The organism is Haemophilus sp. SZY H35 (assembly GCF_018829705.1).
Taxonomy (GTDB): domain Bacteria; phylum Pseudomonadota; class Gammaproteobacteria; order Enterobacterales; family Pasteurellaceae; genus Haemophilus; species Haemophilus haemolyticus_K.
In genome coordinates this window covers 12902-35188 of sequence record NZ_JAHKJZ010000003.1, presented here as the reverse complement: position 1 = coordinate 35188, position 22287 = coordinate 12902, and the positions used below count along the sequence as shown (strand labels likewise).

At 38.8% G+C, this 22287-nt stretch carries 23 protein-coding genes; 14 read left to right on the top strand and 9 right to left on the bottom strand.

Annotated features, from left to right (window positions below; genetic code table 11):
• Positions 1-72: 72 nt before the first annotated feature.
• The 3 genes from KP710_RS06065 to KP710_RS06055 all read right to left on the bottom strand — a co-directional run bounded on the left by KP710_RS06065 (position 73) and on the right by KP710_RS06055 (position 4063).
• The gene (locus tag KP710_RS06065; RefSeq protein ID WP_111407694.1) at positions 73-1197 is read right to left on the bottom strand and encodes a cytochrome-c peroxidase; all 1125 of its coding nucleotides are present in this window, start codon (positions 1195-1197) and stop codon (positions 73-75) included.
• A 46-nt stretch (positions 1198-1243) separates the two neighbouring features.
• Positions 1244-3088: an ABC transporter ATP-binding protein gene (locus KP710_RS06060; RefSeq protein WP_111407693.1), complete on the bottom strand. Its 1845-nt coding sequence runs from the start codon at positions 3086-3088 to the stop codon at positions 1244-1246.
• 78 nt (positions 3089-3166) lie between these two features.
• Positions 3167-4063 carry a cupin domain-containing protein gene (locus KP710_RS06055; RefSeq protein WP_111407692.1) on the bottom strand — a complete coding sequence of 299 codons (897 nt, stop codon included), beginning with the start codon at positions 4061-4063 and terminating at the stop codon, positions 3167-3169.
• A gap of 111 nt (positions 4064-4174) precedes the next feature.
• On the opposite strand from KP710_RS06055, the gene KP710_RS06050 reads away from it, so the two are divergent.
• Positions 4175-4516 carry a carboxymuconolactone decarboxylase family protein gene (locus tag KP710_RS06050; protein WP_005627672.1) on the top strand — a complete coding sequence of 114 codons (342 nt, stop codon included), beginning with the start codon at positions 4175-4177 and terminating at the stop codon, positions 4514-4516.
• Positions 4517-4582: 66 nt separating this feature from the next.
• Here the strand turns inward: KP710_RS06050 and KP710_RS06045 are convergent, their stop codons facing one another.
• Both KP710_RS06045 and KP710_RS06040 read right to left on the bottom strand, forming a co-directional pair.
• Positions 4583-5428 (bottom strand): 23S rRNA (adenine(2030)-N(6))-methyltransferase RlmJ, encoded by an 846-nt coding sequence (locus KP710_RS06045; protein ID WP_215770770.1) that lies wholly within the window; start codon positions 5426-5428, stop codon positions 4583-4585.
• Between the two features lie 72 nt (positions 5429-5500).
• Positions 5501-8104: a penicillin-binding protein 1A gene (locus KP710_RS06040; protein WP_215770771.1), complete on the bottom strand. Its 2604-nt coding sequence runs from the start codon at positions 8102-8104 to the stop codon at positions 5501-5503.
• Between the two features lie 98 nt (positions 8105-8202).
• On the opposite strand from KP710_RS06040, the gene KP710_RS06035 reads away from it, so the two are divergent.
• The 13 genes from KP710_RS06035 to glmS all read left to right on the top strand — a co-directional run bounded on the left by KP710_RS06035 (position 8203) and on the right by glmS (position 18887).
• The gene (locus tag KP710_RS06035) at positions 8203-9000 is read left to right on the top strand and encodes a type IV pilus biogenesis protein PilM (RefSeq protein ID WP_215770772.1); all 798 of its coding nucleotides are present in this window, start codon (positions 8203-8205) and stop codon (positions 8998-9000) included.
• Positions 9001-9507: a PilN family protein gene (locus KP710_RS06030; protein WP_215770773.1), complete on the top strand. Its 507-nt coding sequence runs from the start codon at positions 9001-9003 to the stop codon at positions 9505-9507. It begins immediately after the preceding gene.
• On the top strand, positions 9504-10025 hold the full coding sequence (comC, locus tag KP710_RS06025) for a competence protein ComC (RefSeq protein WP_215770774.1): 522 nt from the start codon (positions 9504-9506) through the stop codon (positions 10023-10025). The genes KP710_RS06030 and comC overlap by 4 nt, the downstream gene beginning before the upstream one ends.
• Complete coding sequence (locus KP710_RS06020; RefSeq protein WP_215770775.1) at positions 10022-10435, top strand: pilus assembly protein PilP; 414 nt, start codon at positions 10022-10024, stop codon at positions 10433-10435. The genes comC and KP710_RS06020 overlap by 4 nt, the downstream gene beginning before the upstream one ends.
• Positions 10436-10444: 9 nt before the next feature.
• On the top strand, positions 10445-11782 hold the full coding sequence (locus KP710_RS06015) for a type IV pilus secretin PilQ family protein (RefSeq protein ID WP_215770776.1): 1338 nt from the start codon (positions 10445-10447) through the stop codon (positions 11780-11782).
• A gap of 12 nt (positions 11783-11794) precedes the next feature.
• Complete coding sequence (locus KP710_RS06010; protein ID WP_032828001.1) at positions 11795-12481, top strand: ComF family protein; 687 nt, start codon at positions 11795-11797, stop codon at positions 12479-12481.
• A 77-nt stretch (positions 12482-12558) separates the two neighbouring features.
• Positions 12559-13155: a Fe-S biogenesis protein NfuA gene (gene nfuA / locus KP710_RS06005; RefSeq protein WP_005634545.1), complete on the top strand. Its 597-nt coding sequence runs from the start codon at positions 12559-12561 to the stop codon at positions 13153-13155.
• A 67-nt stretch (positions 13156-13222) separates the two neighbouring features.
• Entirely contained in the window at positions 13223-14023 is an 801-nt protein-coding gene (gene nudC, locus KP710_RS06000) for an NAD(+) diphosphatase (RefSeq protein ID WP_111407690.1), read from the top strand.
• A complete protein-coding gene (gene hemE / locus KP710_RS05995) occupies positions 14024-15088 on the top strand; it encodes a uroporphyrinogen decarboxylase (protein WP_111407689.1) in 1065 nt (354 codons plus the stop codon).
• 9 nt (positions 15089-15097) lie between these two features.
• On the top strand, positions 15098-15688 hold the full coding sequence (locus tag KP710_RS05990) for a YjaG family protein (protein ID WP_106013559.1): 591 nt from the start codon (positions 15098-15100) through the stop codon (positions 15686-15688).
• A 139-nt stretch (positions 15689-15827) separates the two neighbouring features.
• A complete protein-coding gene (locus KP710_RS05985; RefSeq protein ID WP_048952927.1) occupies positions 15828-16100 on the top strand; it encodes an HU family DNA-binding protein in 273 nt (90 codons plus the stop codon).
• Positions 16101-16226: 126 nt separating this feature from the next.
• Positions 16227-17000, top strand: coding sequence for a DeoR/GlpR family DNA-binding transcription regulator (locus KP710_RS05980; RefSeq protein WP_106013558.1), 774 nt, complete (start codon positions 16227-16229; stop codon positions 16998-17000).
• 54 nt (positions 17001-17054) lie between these two features.
• On the top strand, positions 17055-18887 hold the full coding sequence (glmS, locus tag KP710_RS05975) for a glutamine--fructose-6-phosphate transaminase (isomerizing) (protein WP_106013557.1): 1833 nt from the start codon (positions 17055-17057) through the stop codon (positions 18885-18887).
• 118 nt (positions 18888-19005) lie between these two features.
• Here glmS and fis read toward each other — a convergent pair whose 3' ends face one another.
• From fis to KP710_RS05955, 4 genes are all read right to left on the bottom strand, one after another.
• Positions 19006-19305, bottom strand: coding sequence for a DNA-binding transcriptional regulator Fis (fis, locus tag KP710_RS05970; protein ID WP_009500196.1), 300 nt, complete (start codon positions 19303-19305; stop codon positions 19006-19008).
• Positions 19299-20279, bottom strand: a complete 981-nt coding sequence (dusB, locus tag KP710_RS05965; protein WP_215770998.1) for a tRNA dihydrouridine synthase DusB — start codon at positions 20277-20279, stop codon at positions 19299-19301. The genes fis and dusB overlap by 7 nt, the downstream gene beginning before the upstream one ends.
• 146 nt (positions 20280-20425) lie before the next feature.
• On the bottom strand, positions 20426-21313 hold the full coding sequence (gene prmA / locus KP710_RS05960; protein ID WP_111407686.1) for a 50S ribosomal protein L11 methyltransferase: 888 nt from the start codon (positions 21311-21313) through the stop codon (positions 20426-20428).
• Between the two features lie 34 nt (positions 21314-21347).
• On the bottom strand, positions 21348-22220 hold the full coding sequence (locus tag KP710_RS05955; protein ID WP_111407685.1) for a DMT family transporter: 873 nt from the start codon (positions 22218-22220) through the stop codon (positions 21348-21350).
• Positions 22221-22287: the final 67 nt, after the last annotated feature.

Genomic DNA, 22287 nt, shown 5'->3' with positions numbered 1-22287 from the left:
CTCGCTAGATTAAGTAAAGAAGAGCCTAGATTTTAGGATGGATTCAATTTAATTAAAAATTGTCTAGTTTTCTTAATTTCTTTCATAAGGTGCATCCGTTAAGGTTTTTAAAAAAGATTCTAGTGCATCAATTTCTGTATCAGTTAATGGTTTTCCTTTAAGCGCGTCGTGGCTTACAGTTGGTGCATATTCGGGCAAATCCCAGGGCTTACTGGTTTCTGGATTAATTTTTCGTGCAGGGTTATTGTAGCTATCTAAGAATAATAATACGGTGCGAAGTTCTTTAAATACTCCATTGTGCATGTAAGGTGCAGTAACTGCGACATTACGGAGTGTGGGCACTTTGAATTTTCCTTTTTGTTTTTCATCTCCCTTTACCATTGGATTATCGAGCAAGCCATTATCAATCCAGTTATTGTCTAATTTATTATGTGCAATTAAGGCTTCATTCTTAGGAACACCAAGATTAAAATAACGATAGTTTGTGAAAGTTTCTTCATCGTTATCGGCTGTTTGTAATTGATGACAATTACTACAATTTGTTTTTTCTTTATCAAAAAATAATGCCTTTCCTAAAGATTCTTGTTCTGTGAGGGTATCTTTTCCAGCTAAAGTGCGGTCGTATTTTGAGCTGAATTGGCTAAATAAATCTAAATGTTCAAAAGTAGCTAATGCTTGTTCCATAATGGCATATATTTTCTGATTATCTTTCCATATTTCGGCACCAAAATATTTTGTAATGTAATCTTTCACGGCTTGATTTTCTTCAATACGTTTTACTACATCTGCTTTATCTTTCATGCCCATTTCTACGGGGTTTAATGGTGGACCTCCGGCTTGTTCTGCAAGATTTTTTGCTCTACCATCCCAGAATTGTCCGCCCACATAATCGTTAATTTTTTCATCAAAATGGAAGCTAGGTGAATACTTAGCATAAAGTGCAGTTGGTGTGTTACGGTTACCAAATTTTGTTGGATCATCTCCTTGAGAGACCATATGAGCGATATCATTTTGACGCAAGTCAGCAAAGGCTGCTACTGGCATATGGCAAGTGGAGCAGGATTGGGTCTTATTATGAGAGAGGGATTTATCAAAAAAGAAAACTTCTCCAAGACCGAGTAAAATAGGATCGATTTTTGTTTCCTGTGCTAGACATAGAGTGGGGAGAATTAACATAGGAAGTAATAATTTTTTCATTTAGACTCCAATAAAAAATAGGTAAAAACAAACCGCACTTTGGGTTTTATTCTATATGTTCACTCAAGAATCCACCGCTTTGGTGAGCCCATAGTTTTGCATATAGTCCATTTTGTTCTAGTAATTCAGCATGGGTACCTTGTTCGACAATTTGTCCTTTATCAAGCACAATCAGGCGATCCATCGCTGCGATAGTGGATAAACGATGAGCAATGGCAATCACAGTTTTATTTTCCATCATCTTATCTAGACTTTCTTGTATTGCCACTTCCACTTCCGAATCTAATGCGCTTGTGGCTTCATCTAACAATAGAATTGGTGCATCTTTTAACATGACACGAGCAATAGCAATTCGTTGCCGTTGACCACCTGAAAGTTTTACACCGCGTTCACCCACATGGGCATCGTAGCCTTTTCTGCCTTGAGCATCAGTGAGGAATGGAATGAAATCAGCAGCCTCCGCTCGTTCAGCAGCTAAAACCATTTCTTCATCTGTAGCATTAGGTCGTCCATAAATAATATTGTCACGAACAGAGCGATGTAGCAGCGAAGTGTCTTGAGTCACTAAACCGATTTGGCGGCGTAGGCTTTCTTGTTGCACATCTAGTACATTTTGCCCGTCAATGGTAATCGCACCTTGTTGTGCTTCATAGAAACGAAGCAACAAGTTCACAATTGTAGATTTTCCTGCACCAGAACGGCCGATTAGCCCAACTTTTTCGCCAGGTTTGATAGTAAGATTGAAATGATTGAGTAATGGTTTCGTCGGATCATAAGCAAAGGTAATATCGTTAAACTTGATTTCCCCTTGTGTCACTTGTAAAGGTGATGCTTGAGGTTTATCTACAATAGTATGAGGTTTAGTTAAAGTATTCATTCCATCGTTTACGGTTCCGATATTCTCAAACAAACGTGCAGACTCCCACATAATCCAACGAGATAGTCCATTTACTCGTAATGCCATTGCGGTTGCTGTTGCAATTGCACCCACGCCAACTTGACCACTTTTCCATAAGATAATTCCGAGTACAGCGGTGCTTAGTGTAAGTAAAATATTAGCTGCATAAGTGAGCGTGTCCAGTGATGTTGCTAGGCGCATTTGAGCGTGTACTGTGACCATAAAATCTTCCATAGAACGTTTGGCATAAGCGGCCTCGCGCGAACCATGAGAGAATAATTTTACTGTGGCAATATTGGAATAAGCATCTGTAATGCGTCCTGTCATTAAAGAACGAGCATCAGCTTGTCGTTGTGCCGTTTTTGATAATTTAGGAATGAGGGTTCGTAGGATAAAAATAAAAATCGTAATCCAAGCAATAAATGGCAGTAAGAACCAAGAATCTAATACGGCTAGAACCAAGCCCGATGTAATAAAATATACGATGACATATACAAACATATCCGCTAGTGTGAGCACCGTATCACGAACAGCTAGTGCGGTTTGCATTACTTTGGCAGACACTCTGCCAGCAAATTCATCTTGATAAAAACTCAAACTTTGTCCAAGCATTAAACGATGGAAATTCCAACGTAATCGCATTGGAAATACGCCTTGTAAGGTTTGTAAACGTACGGTAGAGGCTAAAAATCCCCACACGATGCTAACAAGTAATAGGGCAGCCATGCTAATTAATAAATGGCCTTTTTCTTGCCATAATGTCTCAGGCGTAAATGTCCCTAACCAATCTACAAGCGTTCCCATAAATTGGAATAATACGGCTTCCATTACACCGGTACCAACCGTTAGCACTGTCAGTAAGAGAATCCAGCCTTTCATTCCTTCAATGCTAGACCAAATAAAGCGCAATAAGCCTTTTTTAGGTGTTGTTGGATTACCTTCTGGATAAGGATTTAAACGGTTTTCAAACCACGAAAAAATTTTGTTAAACATATCTTTTCCTTAAAAAGAAAAGGCAACAGATGTTGCCTTTCAAAAAACTTGGCGATTATAGCGCAAAAATTCTCCAATTTATAGGCTGGCAGATTTTCTGTATTGGCTTGGTGAAAGTTGGTAGTAATTCTTAAAGGCTTTACTAAAATGCGCCTCCGATTGATACCCCACCTCTAAAGCAATGGCAAGTACGGATTGTTGGGATTGTTTTAATAAAAATGCTGCCGATTGTAACCGCACTTGAGTAATAAAACGCCCTGGCGACATACCAAGTTGTTGTTGAAAAACACGAATAAAGTTTGCACGAGACATTGCAGAAAGATCGGCTAACTGTTCAATTCGCCAATCTTCTTGAGGGCATTGTAATATCGCACCTAGCACTGTATTTAATCGCTTGTCTTGCAACGCAAGTAGCACACCATCTGTAATTAAGTTCTCTTGAATCGCATGGCGTAAAATATAAATTAAAAGCACATTCGAAAGTGCATCGACGACTGATTTCGTACCTGCATCATTTTTTTGTGCTTCTTGTAGAAAAAGTTGAACCAAAGGATGAATCGGTGTATCGCATAAATTGAGATGTAAATATTCAGGCATAGAAGCTGTAAGAAGGGCATCTTGCTGATAATAAAACGCCCCGCAGAACATTTTTAAATCTGGTGTGCCTTGCCCTACTTGATACAATTCAAATGCACCTTGCCAGCTTTTTTTCAATGATGCGTCCTTTGTTTGGTTGGATGAATGACGCATAAAGTGCGGTTGATTTTGGGGAAGGAAAAAGATATCACCTTCCTTTAAATGAAATTGCTTTTGTCCGAGTGTAAGCCAGCATTCGCCTTGTTCAATAAGATGAAATACGCCTTTTCCTGCATCTTTTTCTTGATGGGCAACTTGCCATTCACCTTGAAATTCACAGCGAATATTAATTTCCCCACGCACTTGTGCTAAATGGGTGAGTTTATCCAAATAATCCATAATGAGATGTTAGCGATAAAAATTGAGATAAATAAGCAAGTATCATAATCCAATCTGCCTATAATTTACCACACCAGTTCGTTATTAATTCAATATATTTAGGAGAACATTATGTTTGCAGATTGGAAAGAAGAAACATCACACGTTAAAAAATCATTTGGTGCGTTAGGTAAACAATATCCAAAAATGTTACAAGCTTATCAAGCATTAGGCGCAGCAGCGGCAGAAGGCAATGTGCTTGACGCTAAAACTCGTGAACTTATCGCATTAGCCGTTGCGGTAACAACTCGTTGTGAAAGCTGCATTAGCGTACACGCAGAAGAAGCTGTGAAAGCTGGCGCAAGCGAAGCTGAAGTCGCTGCAGCATTAGCAATGTCTATCGCATTAAATGCAGGCGCGGCTTATACTTATTCTTTACGTGCATTAGAAGCATATAACGTACAGAAAGGTTAATTACCCGTTATTCCATAGAGTTAAGTTGATAAAAATGAGCGTTATCTTCTGGTGATGCTCATTTTTCTATTCAGGTGTAATCCATTCGACAGTCCAGCTTCCTGTACCTTCTGGAACTAATGTTTTTGTGAGATAAGGCAAAATTTCTTTCATTTGGGTTTCTAATGTCCAAGGTGGGTTAATTACTATCATACCGCTTGCCGTCATACCTCGTTGATCGCTATCAGGGCGAACGGCGAGTTCAATTTTTAGAATTTTTCTAATCCCCGTTGCTTCTAATCCCTTAAAAATACGTTTAGTTTGTTGGCGTAATACAACAGGATACCAAATCGCATAGGTACCAGTGGCAAAACGTTTATAGCCTTCTTCAATGGCTTTGACAACGAGATCATAATCTTCTTTTAATTCATAAGGCGGATCGATTAGTACTAAGCCACGGCGTTCTTTTGGAGGTAGTGTTGCTTTGACTTGTTGAAAGCCATTGTCACATTTTACGGTGACATTTTTGTAGTCGCTAAAATTATTGCGAAGAATTGGATAATCGCTAGGATGAAGCTCGGTCAATAGTGCGCGATCTTGTGAGCGCAACAATTCCGCGGCAATTAATGGTGATCCAGCGTAATAACGTAGTTCTTTGCCACCATAATTGAGTTTTTTGATCATTTTTACATAACGAGCAACATCTTCGGGTAAGTCGGTTTGATCCCACAGACGTCCAATGCCTTCTTTATATTCCCCCGTTTTTTCTGATTCGTTTGAGGATAAACGATAACGACCTACACCTGAGTGCGTATCCAAGTAAAAAAAGCCTTTTTCTTTGAGTTTAAGAGTTTCCAAAATGAGCATTAAGACGATATGTTTCAAGACATCAGCATGATTGCCCGCATGGAATGAGTGACGATAACTCAGCATAATATATCCTTTGTTTAATAACGAAAGCGAGCCAATTGACTCGCCTGATTGTGCACTAAAGTGCGGTCATTTTTAGAAGAGTTCTTCTGGCTGGCTAACTGGCACTGGCGCTTTGCCTCCAGTACCATTTAAGCGTTGTTGTAGTTCCGGTGGAACATAGTAACCACGCTCTTGCATTTCGGAAACGTATGTACGGGTTGGCTCAGTTCCCACAATAAAGTATTCTTTTCGACCACCGGATGGAGAGAGTAAACCAGTCATCGTATCAATACTTTTTTCCATTATTTTTGGTGGTAATGGTAATTTACGTTCTGGTTTGTCGCTCAATGCAGTTTTCATATAAGCGACCCAAGCTGGCATTGCAGTTTTCGCACCCGCTTCACCTTTACCTAATTCGCGTTTGTTATCATCAAACCCGACATAAGTTGTGGTTACTAAGTTTGCACCAAATCCCGCATACCAAGCCACTTTCGCACTATTGGTGGTACCTGTTTTACCGCCTATATCGCTACGTTTAATGGTTTGTGCGATACGCCAGCTGGTTCCTTTCCAGCTTAAACCTTGTTCACCATAAATCGCAGTATTTAAGGCGCTGCGAATTAAAAATGCTAACTCGCCACTGATTACTCGAGGGGCATATTCAGTTTTAGATGAACCATTTTTTGCATCCGCCATTAAATCGATCGCATCTTCTTTAAGTGCGGTGACATTTGACTGTAATTCTGGCAGTTCAGGTACAGTTTCAGGTTGTTGATCAACTTCTTCACCGTTTGTACTGTCATCTGATGGTTTTAAGGCATTTTCTCCTAAAGGAATATTCGCAAAGCCGTTGATTTTGTCTTTCGTTTCACCATAAACAACAGGGATATCATTACATTCAATACAAGCAATTTTAGGGTTTGCAACAAATAAGTCTTTACCCGTGTTATCTTGAATTTTTTCAATGATATAAGGTTCAATGAGGAAACCGCCATTATCAAACACAGCATAAGCTCTAGCCATTTCTAATGGTGTGAAAGAGGCTGCGCCAAGCGCTAAGGCTTCACTAGCAAAATATTGATCATGTTTAAAACCAAAACGCTGTAAAAATTCTGCTGTGAAATCAATACCTGCCGTTTGGATAGCGCGAATAGCAATCATATTTTTGGATTGACCTAATCCTACGCGTAAACGCATTGGGCCATCATAACGATCTGGTGAGTTTTTGGGTTGCCACAATTTTTGTCCAGGTTTTTGAATAGAAATTGGGCTGTCTTGTAATACGCTAGAAAGTGTTAAACCTTTTTCTAATGCCGCTGCGTAAATAAATGGTTTAATAGAAGAACCCACTTGAACTAAGGATTGTGTCGCACGGTTGAACTTACTTTGTTCATAGCTAAAACCACCAACAATTGCTTCAATCGCACCATTATCTGAGTTAAGCGATACTAATGCAGAGTTAGCCGCTGGAATTTGACCTAATTGCCATTCACCATTAGCACGTTGACGAATCCAAATTTGCTCACCTACTTTTACAGGATTACTTCTGCCAGTCCAACGCATTGCATTAGTGGAGAGCGTCATTTTTTCACCAGATGCTAATAATAGATCAGCCCCACCTTTTGCCATGCCAACCACAGCCGCTGGAATAAATGGTTCAGAATCTGGCAATTTACGTAAAAATGCTAGAATACGTTCATCATCCCAAGCCGCTTCATTTTTTTGCCATAAAGGCGCACCACCACGATACCCACGACGCATATCGTAATCAATTAAGTTGTTACGTACGGCTTTTTGGGCTTCAGCTTGGTCTTTTGAAAGTACAGTGGTAAATACTTTATAACCACTGGTGTAGGCATTTTCTTCACCAAAACGGCGAACCATTTCTTGGCGTACCATTTCAGTGACATAATCCGCACGAAATTCAAATTTTGCGCCGTGATAGCTCGCCACAATCGGCTCTTTCAATGCAGCATCATATTCTTCTTTACTGATGTATTTTTCATCTAACATACGGCTTAACACCACATTACGGCGTTCTTCTGAACGTTTTAAAGAATAAAGCGGGTTCATGGTTGAAGGTGCTTTAGGTAAACCAGCAATAATCGCCATTTCAGATAAGGTCAATTCATTTAATGATTTACCAAAATAGGTTTGTGCCGCTGCTGCAACACCATAAGAACGATAGCCTAAAAAGATTTTATTTAAATAAAGCTCTAAGATTTCTTGTTTGCTGAGGGTATTTTCAATTTCTACCGCAAGCACCGCTTCACGAGCTTTACGAATAATAGTTTTTTCTGGGGTTAAGAAAAAGTTACGCGCTAATTGTTGAGTAATCGTACTTGCACCTTGTGATGCACCGCCATTACTCACTGCGACAAACAATGCACGAGCAATACCGATAGGGTCTAATCCGTGATGATCGTAAAAACGACTATCTTCCGTCGCTAAAAATGCATCAATTAAGCGTTGTGGCACATCTGTTAATTTCACTGGAATACGTCGTTGCTCACCCACTTCGCCAATTAATTTACCATCGGCCGTATAAATCTGCATTGGTTGTTGTAATTCAACGGTTTTTAATGCTTCTACTGAGGGCAATTCTGATTTTAGGTGGAAATACAGCATTCCGCCTGCGACTAAACCTAAAATACATAAAGTTAATAAGGTGCTAAATATTAATTTTGCGATCCGCATCGTAAAATTCTCGCTTCGTTAATGAATATTCTTGTCAAGAGACCTATGATTTAGCTGCTAAGTATAAAAGATTCAGCCTTTAAAGAATAGGAAAGAATATGCAATTCTCCCGGAAAAATCACCGCACTTTACAAATTGGTATTCACCGTAAGCAAGGGTATTTTGATTTCGTGTGGTTTGATGAGTTAGAACGACCACAATGTTATCAAATCTTTGTCAATGATAAAGATTTTAAAAATCGTTTTTTACAACACTTAAAAATACAATTTCAAGGGAAAACCTTTCCTTTGCAGTTTGTGGCAAGTATTTCCGCTCATTTGACTTGGTCGAAAGTATTAATGTTACCGCAAATATTAAATGTACAAGAATGTCATCAACAATGTAAATTTGTGATTGAGAAAGAGTTACCTATTCCTTTGGATGAATTGTGGTTTGATTATATTTCTACTCCGTTAAAGCAAGGTTTTTGTTTAGAAATTACGGCCATTCGAGAGGCGAGTGCTCGAACTTATTTGCAGGATTTTCAACCATTTAGAATTAATGTGTTAGATGTTATTCCTCATACCATCTTGCGTGCATTTCAATATTTGTTGAATGAACAAGTGCGGTCAGAAAATACCTTATTTTTATTTCAAGAAGATGACTATTGTTTAGCGATTTGTGAAAGATCTCAGCAATCGCAAATTTTACAATCTCATGAAAATCTCACTGTACTTTATGAGCAATTTACGGAACGTTTTGAGGGAAAAATTGAACAAATTTTTGTGTATCAAGTTCCTTCAAGTCATACACCATTACCAGAAAATTGGCAACGAGTAGAAACGGATTTACCCTTTATTGCGCTTGGTAACGCACTATGGCAAAAAGATTTACATCAACAAAAAATGGGTAACTAAATGTCGATGAATTTATTGCCTTGGCGTACTTATCAACATCAAAAGCGTTTACGTCGTTTAGTTTTTTATTTCGCTTTATTTATCTTACTTGCAATCAATTTAGCCTTGGCTTTTAGCCATTTGATTGAACAACAGAAACAAAATTTGCAGGTGCAGCAAAAGTTATTTGAGCAACTCAACCAGCAACTTCACAAAACTGCCACGCAAATTGATCTGTTACGTAGTGCGTTGAAAGTTGGTGAAGTTTTGCAATCTCTCACAAATGGGCAAGTTCAAAATAGTTTGCAGCAATTAAGTGAATTGCCTCTTCAGAAAGGCGAATTAAACCGATTTAAACAAGATGTCCATAACTTAAGTTTGGAAGGTCGAGCACAAGATCAAACAGAATTTGAATCGGTACATCAATTTTTAAATAAACATTTTCCCAATGTGAAATTAAGTCAGGTTCAGCCTGAACAACATACATTGTTTTTTCGCTTTGATATGGAACAAGGAGAGGAAAAGTGAAAGCCTTTTTTAACGATCCTTTTACACCTTTTGGAAAATGGCTAAGTCAGCCTTTTTATGTGCACGGTTTAACTTTTTTATTGTTATTAAGTGCGGTGATTTTTCGCCCCGTTTTAGATTATATCGAGGGGAGTTCGCGTTTCCATGAAATAGAAAGTGAATTAGCCGGGAAAAGATCAGAATTGTTGCATCAACAGAAAATTTTAACCTCTTTACAGCAGCAGTCGGAAGGTCGAAAACTTTCTCCAGAACTGGCTGCACAAATTATGCCGTTGAATAAACAAATTCAACGTTTAGCTGCGCGTAACAATTTATCTCAGAATTTACGTTGGGAAATGGGGCAACAGCCTATTTTGCATTTACAGCTTACTGGGCATTTTGAAAAAACGAAGACATTTTTAACCACACTTTTGGCTAATACGTCACAGCTTTCAGTGAGTCGATTGCAGTTTGTCAAACCCGAAGACAGCCCATTGCAAACCGAGATCATTTTTCAGCTAGATAAGGAGGCAAAATGAAGTATTGGTTTTTCCTAGTTGCATTATTTTTTATGAATTGCAGTTGGGGACAAGATCCTTTCGATAAAACACAGCGCACCCATTCTCAGTTTGATAACGCACAAACAGTAATGGAGCAGACAGAAATAATTTCCTCTGATGTACCTAATAATCTATGCGGAGCGGATGAAAATCGCCAAGCGGCTGAAATTCCTTTGAAGGATTTAAAATTGGCGGGGGTAGTGATTTCTAAAGATAAAGCGTTTGCGTTATTGCTGGATCAGGATTTGCAAATTTACAGCGTTTTAGAGGGCGTTGATGTAGCTCAAGAAGGATATGTTGTAACAAAAATCAATCAAAATAAAGTTCAATTTATGCGTAAGTCTGGTGCTCAATGTGATAGCACTGAACAGAAAGAATTAAGTTTTTAAAGGAAGATTATGAAGAAATATCTTTTAAAGTGCGGTTGTTTTTTAGTGTGTTTTTGTTTGCCATTAATCGTTTTTGCTAATCCCAAAACAGATAACGAACGTTTTTTTATTCGTTTATCGCAAGCGCCTTTAGCTCAAACACTGGAGCAATTAGCTTTTCAACATGATGTCAATTTAGTGATGGATGAGACGCTAGAAGGCAATGTTTCGTTGAAATTAGACAATATTGATATGCCACGTTTGCTACAAATAATCGCTAAAAGTAAGAAGCTTACTTTGAATAAAGATGAGGGTATTTACTATCTGAATGGAGGGCTATCAGGCAAAGGTCAAATTGCAGGAAATCTTACTACAAATGAACCGCACTTAGTGAGTCATACGGTAAAACTCCATTTTGCTAAAGCCTCTGAATTAATGAAATCCTTAACGACAGGAAGTGGCTCTTTGCTTTCACCAGCTGGGAGCATTACCTTTGATGATCGCAGTAATTTACTGGTTATTCAGGATGAGCCTCGTTCTGTGCAAAATATCAAAAAACTAATTTCTGAAATGGATAAACCTATTGAGCAGATCGCTATTGAAGCACGTATTGTGACAATTACGGATGAGAGTTTGAAAGAACTTGGTGTCCGGTGGGGGATTTTTAATCCAACGGAAAATGCGGGGCGTGTAGCGGGTAGCTTAGCCGGCAATGGCTTTGAAAATATTACGGATAATCTTAATGTGAATTTTGCGACAACGACGACACCTGCTGGATCAATAGCATTACAAGTCGCGAAAATTAATGGGCGATTGCTCGATTTAGAATTGAGCGCTTTGGAGCGTGAAAATAATGTAGAAATTATCGCAAGTCCTCGCTTACTAACCACGAATAAGAAAAGTGCAAGCATTAAACAGGGGACAGAAATTCCTTATGTTGTGAGTAATACTCGTAATGATACGCAATCTGTGGAATTTCGTGAGGCAGTGCTTGGTTTGGAAGTGACGCCACATATTTCTAAAGATAACAATATTTTGCTTGATTTATTAGTGAGTCAAAACTCACCAGGTTCTCGTGTCGCTTATGGACAAAACGAGGTGGTCTCTATTGATAAGCAAGAAATTAATACTCAAGTTTTTGCCAAAGATGGGGAAACCATTGTGCTTGGCGGTGTATTCCACGATACGATCACGAAAAGCGAAGATAAAGTGCCAGTACTTGGCGATATACCTGGCATTAAACGATTGTTTAGTAAAGAAAGTGAACGACATCAAAAACGTGAGCTAGTGATTTTCGTGACGCCGCATATTTTAAAAGCAGGAGAAACGTTAGATGCGTTGAAACAAAAAAGTGCGGGTAAAAAATAACTTTTTTAGATGATGAATTTTTTTAATTTTCGCTGTATCCACTGTCGTGGCAATCTTCATATCGCAAAAAATGGGCTATGTTCCCGTTGCCAAAAACAAATTAAATCTTTTCCTTATTGCGGTCATTGTGGTGCGGAATTGCAATATTATGCGCAGCATTGTGGTAATTGTCTTAAACAAGAGCCTAGTTGGGATAAGATAGTCATTATTGGGCATTATGTTGAGCCACTTTCTATATTGATTCACCGTTTTAAATTTCAAAATCAATTTTGGATTGACCGCACTTTAGCTCGCCTTTTATATCTTGCGGTGCGTGATGCTAAACGAACGCATCAACTTAAATTGCCAGAAGCAATCATTCCAGTGCCTTTATATCATTTTCGTCAGTGGCGACGAGGTTATAATCAGGCTGATTTATTATCTCGGCAATTAAGTCGTTGGCTAGATATTCCTAATTTGAACAATATTGTAAAACGCGTGAGACATACCCATACTCAACGAGGTTTGAGTGCAAAAGATCGTCGTCAGAATTTAAAAAATGCCTTTTCTCTTGCTGTTTCGAAAAATGAATTTCCTTATCGTCGCGTAGCATTGGTGGATGATGTGATTACTACTGGTTCTACACTCAATGAAATATCAAAATTGTTGCGAAAATTAGGTGTAGAGGAGATCCAAGTGTGGGGGCTGGCGCGGGCTTAATATAAAGCACTGGAAAAAAAAGCGCGATGAGCGTATTATTCCCGATACTTTCTCTCAAGTATTTAGGACATAATATTATGGAACAAGCAACCCAGCAAATCGCTATTTCTGATGCCGCACAAGCGCATTTTCGAAAACTTTTAGACACGCAAGAAGAAGGAACGAATATTCGTATTTTCGTGGTTAATCCAGGCACACCTAACGCGGAATGTGGCGTATCTTATTGCCCACCGAATGCCGTAGAAGAAAGTGATTTTGAAATGAAATATGACACTTTTTCTGCATTTATTGATGAGGTCAGCCTGCCTTTCTTAGAAGAAGCAGAAATTGATTATGTTACCGAAGAACTTGGTGCGCAACTTACCTTAAAAGCACCAAATGCCAAAATGCGTAAGGTGGCTGATGATGCGCCATTAATTGAACGTGTTGAATATGTGATACAAACTCAAATTAATCCACAGCTTGCAAGTCATGGTGGACGCATAACCTTAATTGAAATTACTGAAGATGGTTACGCAATTTTACAATTTGGTGGTGGCTGTAATGGTTGCTCAATGGTGGACGTTACGTTAAAAGATGGCGTAGAAAAACAACTTATTAGCCTATTCCCTAATGAATTAAAAGGTGCAAAAGATGTAACCGAACATCAGCGTGGAGAGCACTCTTATTATTAGTGAGTGCTAAAAAGAAGATTTATAATAACCGCACTTTGAAAGTGCGGTTATTTTTATGGAGTAAAAAATGAAAACACTTCATCCAGATGATTTTGGTTATTGGTTGCTTACTCAAGGTTCGAATCTTTATTTGCTGAATAATGAGTTGCCTTGTGGTACGGCTAAAACACTTGGAATGGAAGGATTGCAGGCAATGCAAATCGGGGAATGGAAAAATCATCCGTTACGGCTTGTGGCTGAGCAAGAAAGTGATGAACGGGAATATGTAAGTTTACGTGGATTACTTTCACTGCCAGAGGATGAATTCCATGTATTAAGCCGAGGTGTGGAAATTAATCATTTCCTGAAAACCCATAAATTCTGTGGAAAGTGCGGTCATAAAACACAACAAACTCAAGAAGAGCTTGCCGTGCAATGCACTTACTGCGGGTATCGAATTTATCCTGTAATTTGCCCATCCATTATTGTTGCGGTTCGACGTGGCCATGAAATTTTATTGGCAAATCATAGGCGTCATTATCACCCGAACGGAGGAATGTATACCACTCTTGCTGGCTTTGTAGAAGTCGGTGAAACATTTGAACAAGCGGTGCGGAGAGAGGTTTTTGAGGAAACCGGGATTTTGATAAAAAATATTCGTTATTTTGGTAGCCAGCCTTGGGCATTCCCGAATTCTCAAATGGTCGGTTTTTTTGCTGATTATGAGAGCGGTGAAATTACTTTGCAAGAAAGTGAAATTCATGATGCACAGTGGTTTTCTTATGATCAACCCTTGCCAGAATTACCGCCAACAGGTACTATCGCACATAAACTTATACATACGACGCTTGAGCTTTGTCGAGCAGAGGATAATCAGAAGGAAATCTAAATGTCAGTATTAAAAAATGATCGTTATTTAAAAGCTTTATTACGTGAATCAGTGGATTACACCCCTGTTTGGATGATGCGTCAAGCTGGACGTTATTTGCCTGAATATAAAGCGACGCGTGCCCAAGCAGGAGATTTTATGTCACTTTGTCGCAATGCTGACTTAGCTTGTGAGGTGACGCTCCAACCGCTTCGTCGTTATGATTTAGATGCTGCGATTTTATTTTCTGATATTTTGACTATTCCAGATGCTATGGGGCTAGGTTTAAGTTTTGGTGCGGGGGAAGGTCCTAAATTTACCCGACCAATTGAGTGTAAAAGCGCGGTAGAAAATTTACCTATTCCAGATCCTGAGGAAGAACTTCAATATGTTATGAATGCTGTACGCACAATTCGTGGTGAGCTAAAAGGCGAGGTCCCTCTCATTGGTTTCTCTGGTAGTCCTTGGACATTAGCTACTTATATGGTAGAAGGTGGCTCAAGTAAGACTTTCGGAAAAATCAAAAAAATGATGTATTCTGATCCGAAAACACTTCATTTATTACTCGATAAACTGGCTGATTCCATCACGCTTTATTTGAGTGCCCAAATTAAGGCTGGCGCTCAGGCTGTGATGATCTTTGATACTTGGGGCGGAGTGTTGGGACATAGAGAATATTTAGATTTCTCTCTTCAGTATATGCATAAAATTGTAGATGGATTGATTCGTGAGAATGATGGTCGTCGAGTCCCCGTAACATTGTTCACCAAAGGTGGTGGTTTATGGTTAGAAGCCATAGCTAATACCGGATGTGATGCGATTGGATTAGATTGGACAGTGAATCTTGCTGATGCTAAAGCACGTGTAGGGCATAAAGTTGCATTGCAGGGTAATATGGATCCAAGCGTATTGTATGCATCATCAGAGCGTATCGAACAAGAAGTTCAATCGATCTTAGCTGATTTTGGTACTGGAAGTGGTCATGTATTTAATCTTGGGCATGGAATTCATCAAGATGTGCCAGAAAATGCACCTAAAGTTTTTGTAGATGCCGTGCACCATTATTCTAGAATCTATCATAAATAAGAGAATATCATGCGAAATCCAATTCATAAACGTTTGGAGAATTTAGAAAGTTGGCAACATCTTACTTTTATGGCTGCATTATGTGAACGTATGGCACCTAATTTCAATTTATTCTGTCAGATGAATAATCTTGAAATGGAAGTAAAGGTTTATCAAAACATACTTAATCTAGTATGGGAATATTTAATCGTAAAAGATGCGAAAATCAATTTTGAGAGTCAGCTTGAAAAATTAGAAGAAATTATTCCTGATGTAAATGATTATAATAGTTTTGGGGTTATTCCAGCATTAGATGCGTGTCAATCTCTTTCAGAGATATTACACGGCATCATAGCGGGCGAAACCTTAGAAAGAGCGGTTGAAATTAGTCAAATTTCTTTAGGTACAATCACGAGTTTGCTAGAAACTGAAACAGGACGAGATTGGACTGAACATGAATTGAAAGAAAGTGAAGATATCCAAGGTGAATTAGATATACAATGGCAAGTTTATCGTTTGCTTAAAGAGTGTGAAAAGCGAGATATTGCTTTAATTTTAGGCTTAAAGAATGAAATTAGAGCTGAAGGTATGTCTAATATTGGTATAGAATTCCATCAATAATGTGATATTTGTCACAAAAAATGAAAATCTTTCTTTTATTTCTTTGAAAGTTAGATTATCCTTTGCAAAGCTATTGCGGTAAAAGCCCGCTGGCGTATTTAAATAGTAGAATTTTTCTTTTAACAGAAGGTACAAATTTATGAACAAAACAGATCTAATTGATGCGATTGCAAGCGCAGCAGAATTAAATAAAAAACAAGCTAAGGCTGCATTAGAAGCTACTTTAGATGCAATCACAGCAAGTCTTAAAAAGGAAGAGCCTGTACAATTAATCGGTTTCGGTACATTCAAAGTAAATAAACGCGCAGCGCGTACTGGTCGTAACCCACAAACTGGTGCTGAAATTAAAATCGCCGCATCTAAAGTACCAGCATTCGTATCTGGTAAAGCATTAAAAGACGCAATTAAATAATTAATATTTGAATGATTTTAAACCCTGCCAATGAGCAGGGTTTTTTGTTGACAAAAATTTACTTTACAAAACAATATTGTTTATATAAACTTTCGAACCGAAACTTTTGTGTCTAAAGATAGCTTAATGAAAAAAAATAGCCAGCCTCGTAATACTAAACAACGTCGCCATACCATTATGCAACTTTTACAAGAGCAAGGTGAGGTGAGTGTGGATCAACTAGTGCAGCTTTTTGATATATCTGAAGTGACGATTCGGAAAGACTTAAGTGCGCTAGAAACAAGTGGTTTTTTATTGCGTAAATATGGTGGCGCAATTTTAATGCCAAAAGAAATTATGGATGAAAACGAAAATGATGAACTTACGAAGCGAAAGTTTGTCATAGCGAAAGCTGCCGCTGAACGTATTCGAGATCACAACCGCATTATAGTAGATAGCGGTAGTACTACGGCGACTCTGATTAAACAACTTAATTTAAAACAAGGCTTAGTTGTAATGACGAATTCTCTTTCCGTGGCAACGGAATTGAGAGCATTAGAAAATGAGCCAACATTGCTGATGACTGGTGGAACTTGGGATACTCGTTCGGAATCGTTTCAAGGAAAAGTAGCTGAACAGGTGCTGCGTTCTTACGATTTTGACCAACTTTTTATTGGTGCTGATGGCATTGATTTAGCGCGAGGTTCTACGACTTTTAATGAACTTGTAGGATTAAGTCAGGTGATGGCGGAAGTTTCTCGCGAAGTTGTTGTGATGGTGGAATCTCAGAAAATTGGTCGGAAAATGCCAAATTTAGAATTAACTTGGCAACAAATTGATGTGCTTATTACTGATACGGGATTATCAGAACAAGATAAACAAGCCATTTTAGCTCATGGCGTAGAAGTAATTTGTGTATAAAGTACGGTTAAAAATTAGACGTATTTTTTATTTAATGAACAATAAGGAAAGCTTATGTGTGGTATTGTCGGCGCGGTAGCGCAACGAGATGTAGCGGAAATCTTAATTAATGGTTTACATCGTTTAGAATATCGTGGTTATGATTCTGCAGGCGTAGCAGTGGTAAATGAAAATCATGAATTACAACGCGTGCGCTGCTTAGGTAAAGTTAAAGCCTTAGACGATACTGTATCGGAGAAACCATTGATTGGTGGTACAGGGATTGCGCATACTCGTTGGGCAACGCATGGTGAGCCATCGGAAACCAATGCTCATCCACATGTGTCAGGTACCTTCGCCGTAGTACATAATGGTATTATTGAAAATCATGAAGAACTTCGAGAGTTACTAAAATCTCGTGGTTATATATTTTTATCACAAACAGATACTGAAGTGATTGCTCATCTCGTCGAATGGGAAATGCGTAGCACGGATTCACTTTTAGAAGCTGTGAAAAAAGCAGTAAAACAACTCACGGGCGCATATGGTATGGTAGTAATGGATAGTCGCCATCCTGAACATTTAGTTGCGGCCCGTTCTGGTAGTCCGCTAGTGATTGGTTTAGGCCTTGGTGAAAATTTCTTAGCTTCAGATCAACTTGCACTTTTAAGTGTTACCCGCCGTTTTATCTTTTTAGAAGAAGGGGATATTGCAGAAATTACACGTCGTACAGTTGATATTTATGATACTTACGGCAATAAAGTTGAGCGTGAAATTCACGAATCTAATCTTGAAAATGATGCGGCAGAGAAAGGTAAATTCCGTCATTTTATGCAGAAAGAAATTTACGAACAGCCAACCGCACTTATCAATACAATGGAAGGGCGTCTCAATCATGAAAATGTGATTGTCGATTCAATCGGTAATGGTGCAAAAGACATTTTAGAAAAAGTTGAGCATATTCAAATTGTTGCTTGTGGTACATCTTATAATGCAGGTATGGTGGCACGTTATTGGTTTGAATCTTTGGCTGGCGTGAGCTGTGATGTTGAAATTGCATCAGAGTTTCGTTATCGCAAATTTGTTACACGTCCAAATAGCTTATTGATTACACTTTCTCAATCTGGCGAAACAGCAGATACTTTAGCTGCACTTCGTTTAGCGAAAGAAAAGGGCTATATGGCGGCATTAACAATTTGTAATGTGGCAGGCTCTTCGTTAGTACGCGAATCAGATCTTGCATTTATGACGCGTGCCGGTGTTGAGGTTGGAGTGGCATCAACAAAAGCATTTACGACACAGCTTGCTGCGTTATTAATGTTGGTGACGGCACTTGGTAAAGTTAAAGGTCATATTTCTGCAGAAAAAGAGCATGAGATTATTAAAGCAATGCAATCTTTACCTGCTGAAATTGAAAAAGCGTTGGCTTTTGATACAGAAATTGAAGCATTAGCTGAGGATTTTGCTGAAAAACATCATGCGCTTTTCTTAGGTCGTGGTGCATTTTATCCAATTGCCGTAGAGGCCTCTTTGAAATTGAAAGAGATTTCTTATATTCACGCTGAAGCGTATGCGGCTGGAGAATTAAAACATGGTCCATTAGCGTTGATCGATGCTGATATGCCAGTAATTGTTGTGGCACCAAATAATGAATTATTAGAGAAAGTAAAATCGAACATTGAAGAGGTTCGTGCTCGTGGTGGCCAATTATACGTATTTGCTGATAAAGAAGCGGGCTTTACACCAAGTGAAGGAATGAAAATCATCACGATGCCAAAAGTCAATGATATCGTTGCACCGATTTTTTACACCATCCCAATGCAGTTGCTTTCTTATCATGTGGCTTTAATTAAAGGTACTGACGTAGATCAACCTCGTAACTTAGCGAAATCCGTCACCGTAGAATAAAGTGCGGTTGATTTTAAGATAAATTTAAAGCACAGGTTATAGCTTGTGCTTTATCTGATTGAATGAAAAGGGCGAACATAAAAATGTTCGCCCTTTTCTATCTAAAAAAACGTATAACTTAGCCCATACCGTATTTTTTTAGTTTTTTACGTAATGTACCACGGTTGATACCAAGCATATTTGCTGCACGGGTTTGATTACCACGAGTATATTGCATAATCATATCTAACATCGGGTGTTCAACTTCCGCTAATACTAATTCATAAAGATCATTCACATCTTGACCATCTAATTGCGCTAAATAATTACGCAATGCTTGTTTTACTGAATCGCGTAATGGTTTGTTGGTCACTTGTGATTGCGCATTTAATACTGATACCGTTAAGGCTTCAGCAGGATTACGTTGTTGTTCTAACATTTTTCTTTATCCAAAATTAAATTGAAAAAATCTTCCAATACAATAAGTTGCTCTTTTGGATTACTAATTGCATTAAAAGTCTGTTTAAAAACGGAATCAGGTTGAATTCCCTGTAAATACCAAGCCACGTGTTTACGCGCAATGCGATAGCCTTTTTGTTCTCCATAGAATTGATGTAATTCTTGAATATGACGCAAAATTTGACCGCACTTTTCGTTTAAACTTGGCATTTGGCTTATCGAGTCATGCTCAATTAGGTCTTCCACGGCTTGAAATAGCCAAGGGTTACCTAGCGCAGCACGACCGATCATAATGGCATCCGCTCCGGTATAATCGAGAACGAATTTTGCTTTCCGAGCAGAATCAATATCACCATTGGCTATAACTGGTATGGCAATCGCTTGTTTAACGGCTTTGATGTTGTCATATTCCGCTTCGCCTTCAAAAAGACAAGCGCGTGTACGACCATGCACCGTTAATGCTTGTATGCCACATTGTTCTGCAATTTTGCCGATTTGAACGCAGTTTCGATTAGATTTATCCCAGCCTGTACGAATTTTTAAGGTCACCGGCACATTCACGGCAGCCACCACTTCACGCAGAATTTTTTCTACGAGATCAGGAAATTGCAACAACGCAGAGCCTGCGAGTTTGCGATTTACTTTTTTGGCAGGACACCCCATATTAATGTCAATGATTTGAGCGCCATATTCCACGTTGATAGCAGCGGCTTGCGCCATCTCGAGTGGATCACTACCTGCAATTTGCACGGCATTGAGACCTAAATCTTCACTATGTGCCAAACGCAATTTGGATTTTTCGGTATGCCAAACTTGCGGATTTGTGGACATCATTTCTGAAAATGTGAGTCCAGCACCATAATATGTACAAAGACGACGGAAAGGCTGGTCGGTAATACCTGCCATTGGTGCAAGTAAAACACGATTTTTTAATTGGTATGAACCGATTCGCATTTTACGTTACCTTCCTAGCAAGCCTAAATCTAATTAGTGTCGAACTGGTCGACGACCGACAAGGCTGGCTATAATACGCATTTTGCCTTACTTTGCAAAGTGAAATTTGTTTAAAAAATACACTTTTTTTGATTGACAAAAAGAAATTAAAGCGTTTTTAGCTTACCCGTAATTCGGCACCATTCTTCTCTCACTGCGACTGGCTCTAACGCAAATGTTTGCGTATAGGCGTCGCATACGGATTGAGCTTGAGTTTCTAAAATGCCCGATAAACCAAGATCGCCATTAGGTTTAACAAGTTGACTAATGATTGGGTAAAGTTCTTTGAGCGGGCCAGCAAGAATATTTGCCACCACGACATCTGCTTTTAAATCAGCGGGTTTTTCATCAGATAAGAACAGTTGTAGGCGATCAGCTACGCCATTCTGCTCGGCATTATTACGACTAGCTAGAATCGCTTGTGGATCGATATCAATTCCCACTGCACTTTTCGCACCAAGTTTTAATGCAGCAATGGCTAAAATACCTGAACCACAACCAAAATCAATGACGGTTTTATCTTTTAAATCTAGGCCATCTAGCCATTCTAAACATAGCGCAGTTGTAGGATGAGTACCTGTACCAAACGCTAAGCCTGGGTCAAGCATCACATTGACGGCATTTTCATCAGGCACATCACGCCAACTTGGACAAATCCATAAACGCTTACCAAATTGCATTGGGTGGAAGTTATCCATCCACTCGCGCTCCCAGTCTTTATCTTCTATTTGTTCAATTTTGTATACCGTATTGCTATCTAAGTGTTTCGCTTCTTTTAATAAGCGGACGATTTCTGCCATATCTGTTTCTGCATCAAATAACGCAATAACATCGGTGTTGCCCCATAAACGAGTTTCACCAGGCAAAGGCTCAAAAATCGGTGTATCTTGACTATCCATAAAAGTCACAGAAACAGAGCCGATTTCTTCTAAAAAATCACTTATTTGTTCTGCTTTTTCATTGGTGCTATTTAGGCGAATTTGAATCCAAGCCATTTGTTTTTTCCTTTATTTCATAAAATGGGGCGTATTATACTGATTTTTTCAAAAGTTTCGGCAGTAAAGTCGAGCCAAGTGTGGCAAGCATGATGATTGTTATACCAAGTGCGGCTGAAAATGACAGCGTTTCGCCAAGTAATGATACGGCAAATAAGATGCCGAATAACGGCTCAAGTGCGACTAAAATACCGGAGATATTGGCATCCACACTATTAAGGCCTTTATTCCATAACCAATAGGCAAGCCAACTACAGCCAATGGCAAGATATAATAAACCTGCAATACCTGTGGAATTTAATGATATTTGCCAGTTTTCTGTGAGTAATAGCGTAAATGGCAACGTTGTGATGGTCCCAAGTACAATGCTGACGGAGGTATAAGCTTGCGTTGAGACTTTGGCCACAACTCGCTGTGTCCAACGTAACACGGCTGCGAAAATGATCCCAGCACTTAGCACTAATAAACAGCCAAATAAACTGATGTTATCAATGCCTTCATTATTTTTTCCACCATTGATTAAAATTGCCACGCCAATAAATGCCATTGCGCCGAATAGCCAGTGAAACCATTTTGCTTTGTCTTTAAAGAAGAAATGTCCAACAAATACAACGAGCAGCGGTTCTAACCCAATCATGGTGACTGCACTGGATGCGGATGTATATTTTAGTCCGATGAATTGCAATAAAAATACGGCGGTATAGTTAAAGAATGCCAACCACCAAAGCTGTTTACGCATTGGTTTATCAATTTTTTTCCAACGACGTAAAAAGAGTGGCATGACAATAATCATTGCAATAATTAACCGCACTTGCACAACAAGCACAGGATCCATCATCGAATAAGTGAGTTTACCGACGATTAATGAACTGCTCCAAATAAGTAGCGCAAGAATTTGATAGAGCATTGATGTATCCTTGTGAATTGTTCCAATTCTGTGTTTTAGCGTAGAACTTTCTGAAAGTGAGAAAATT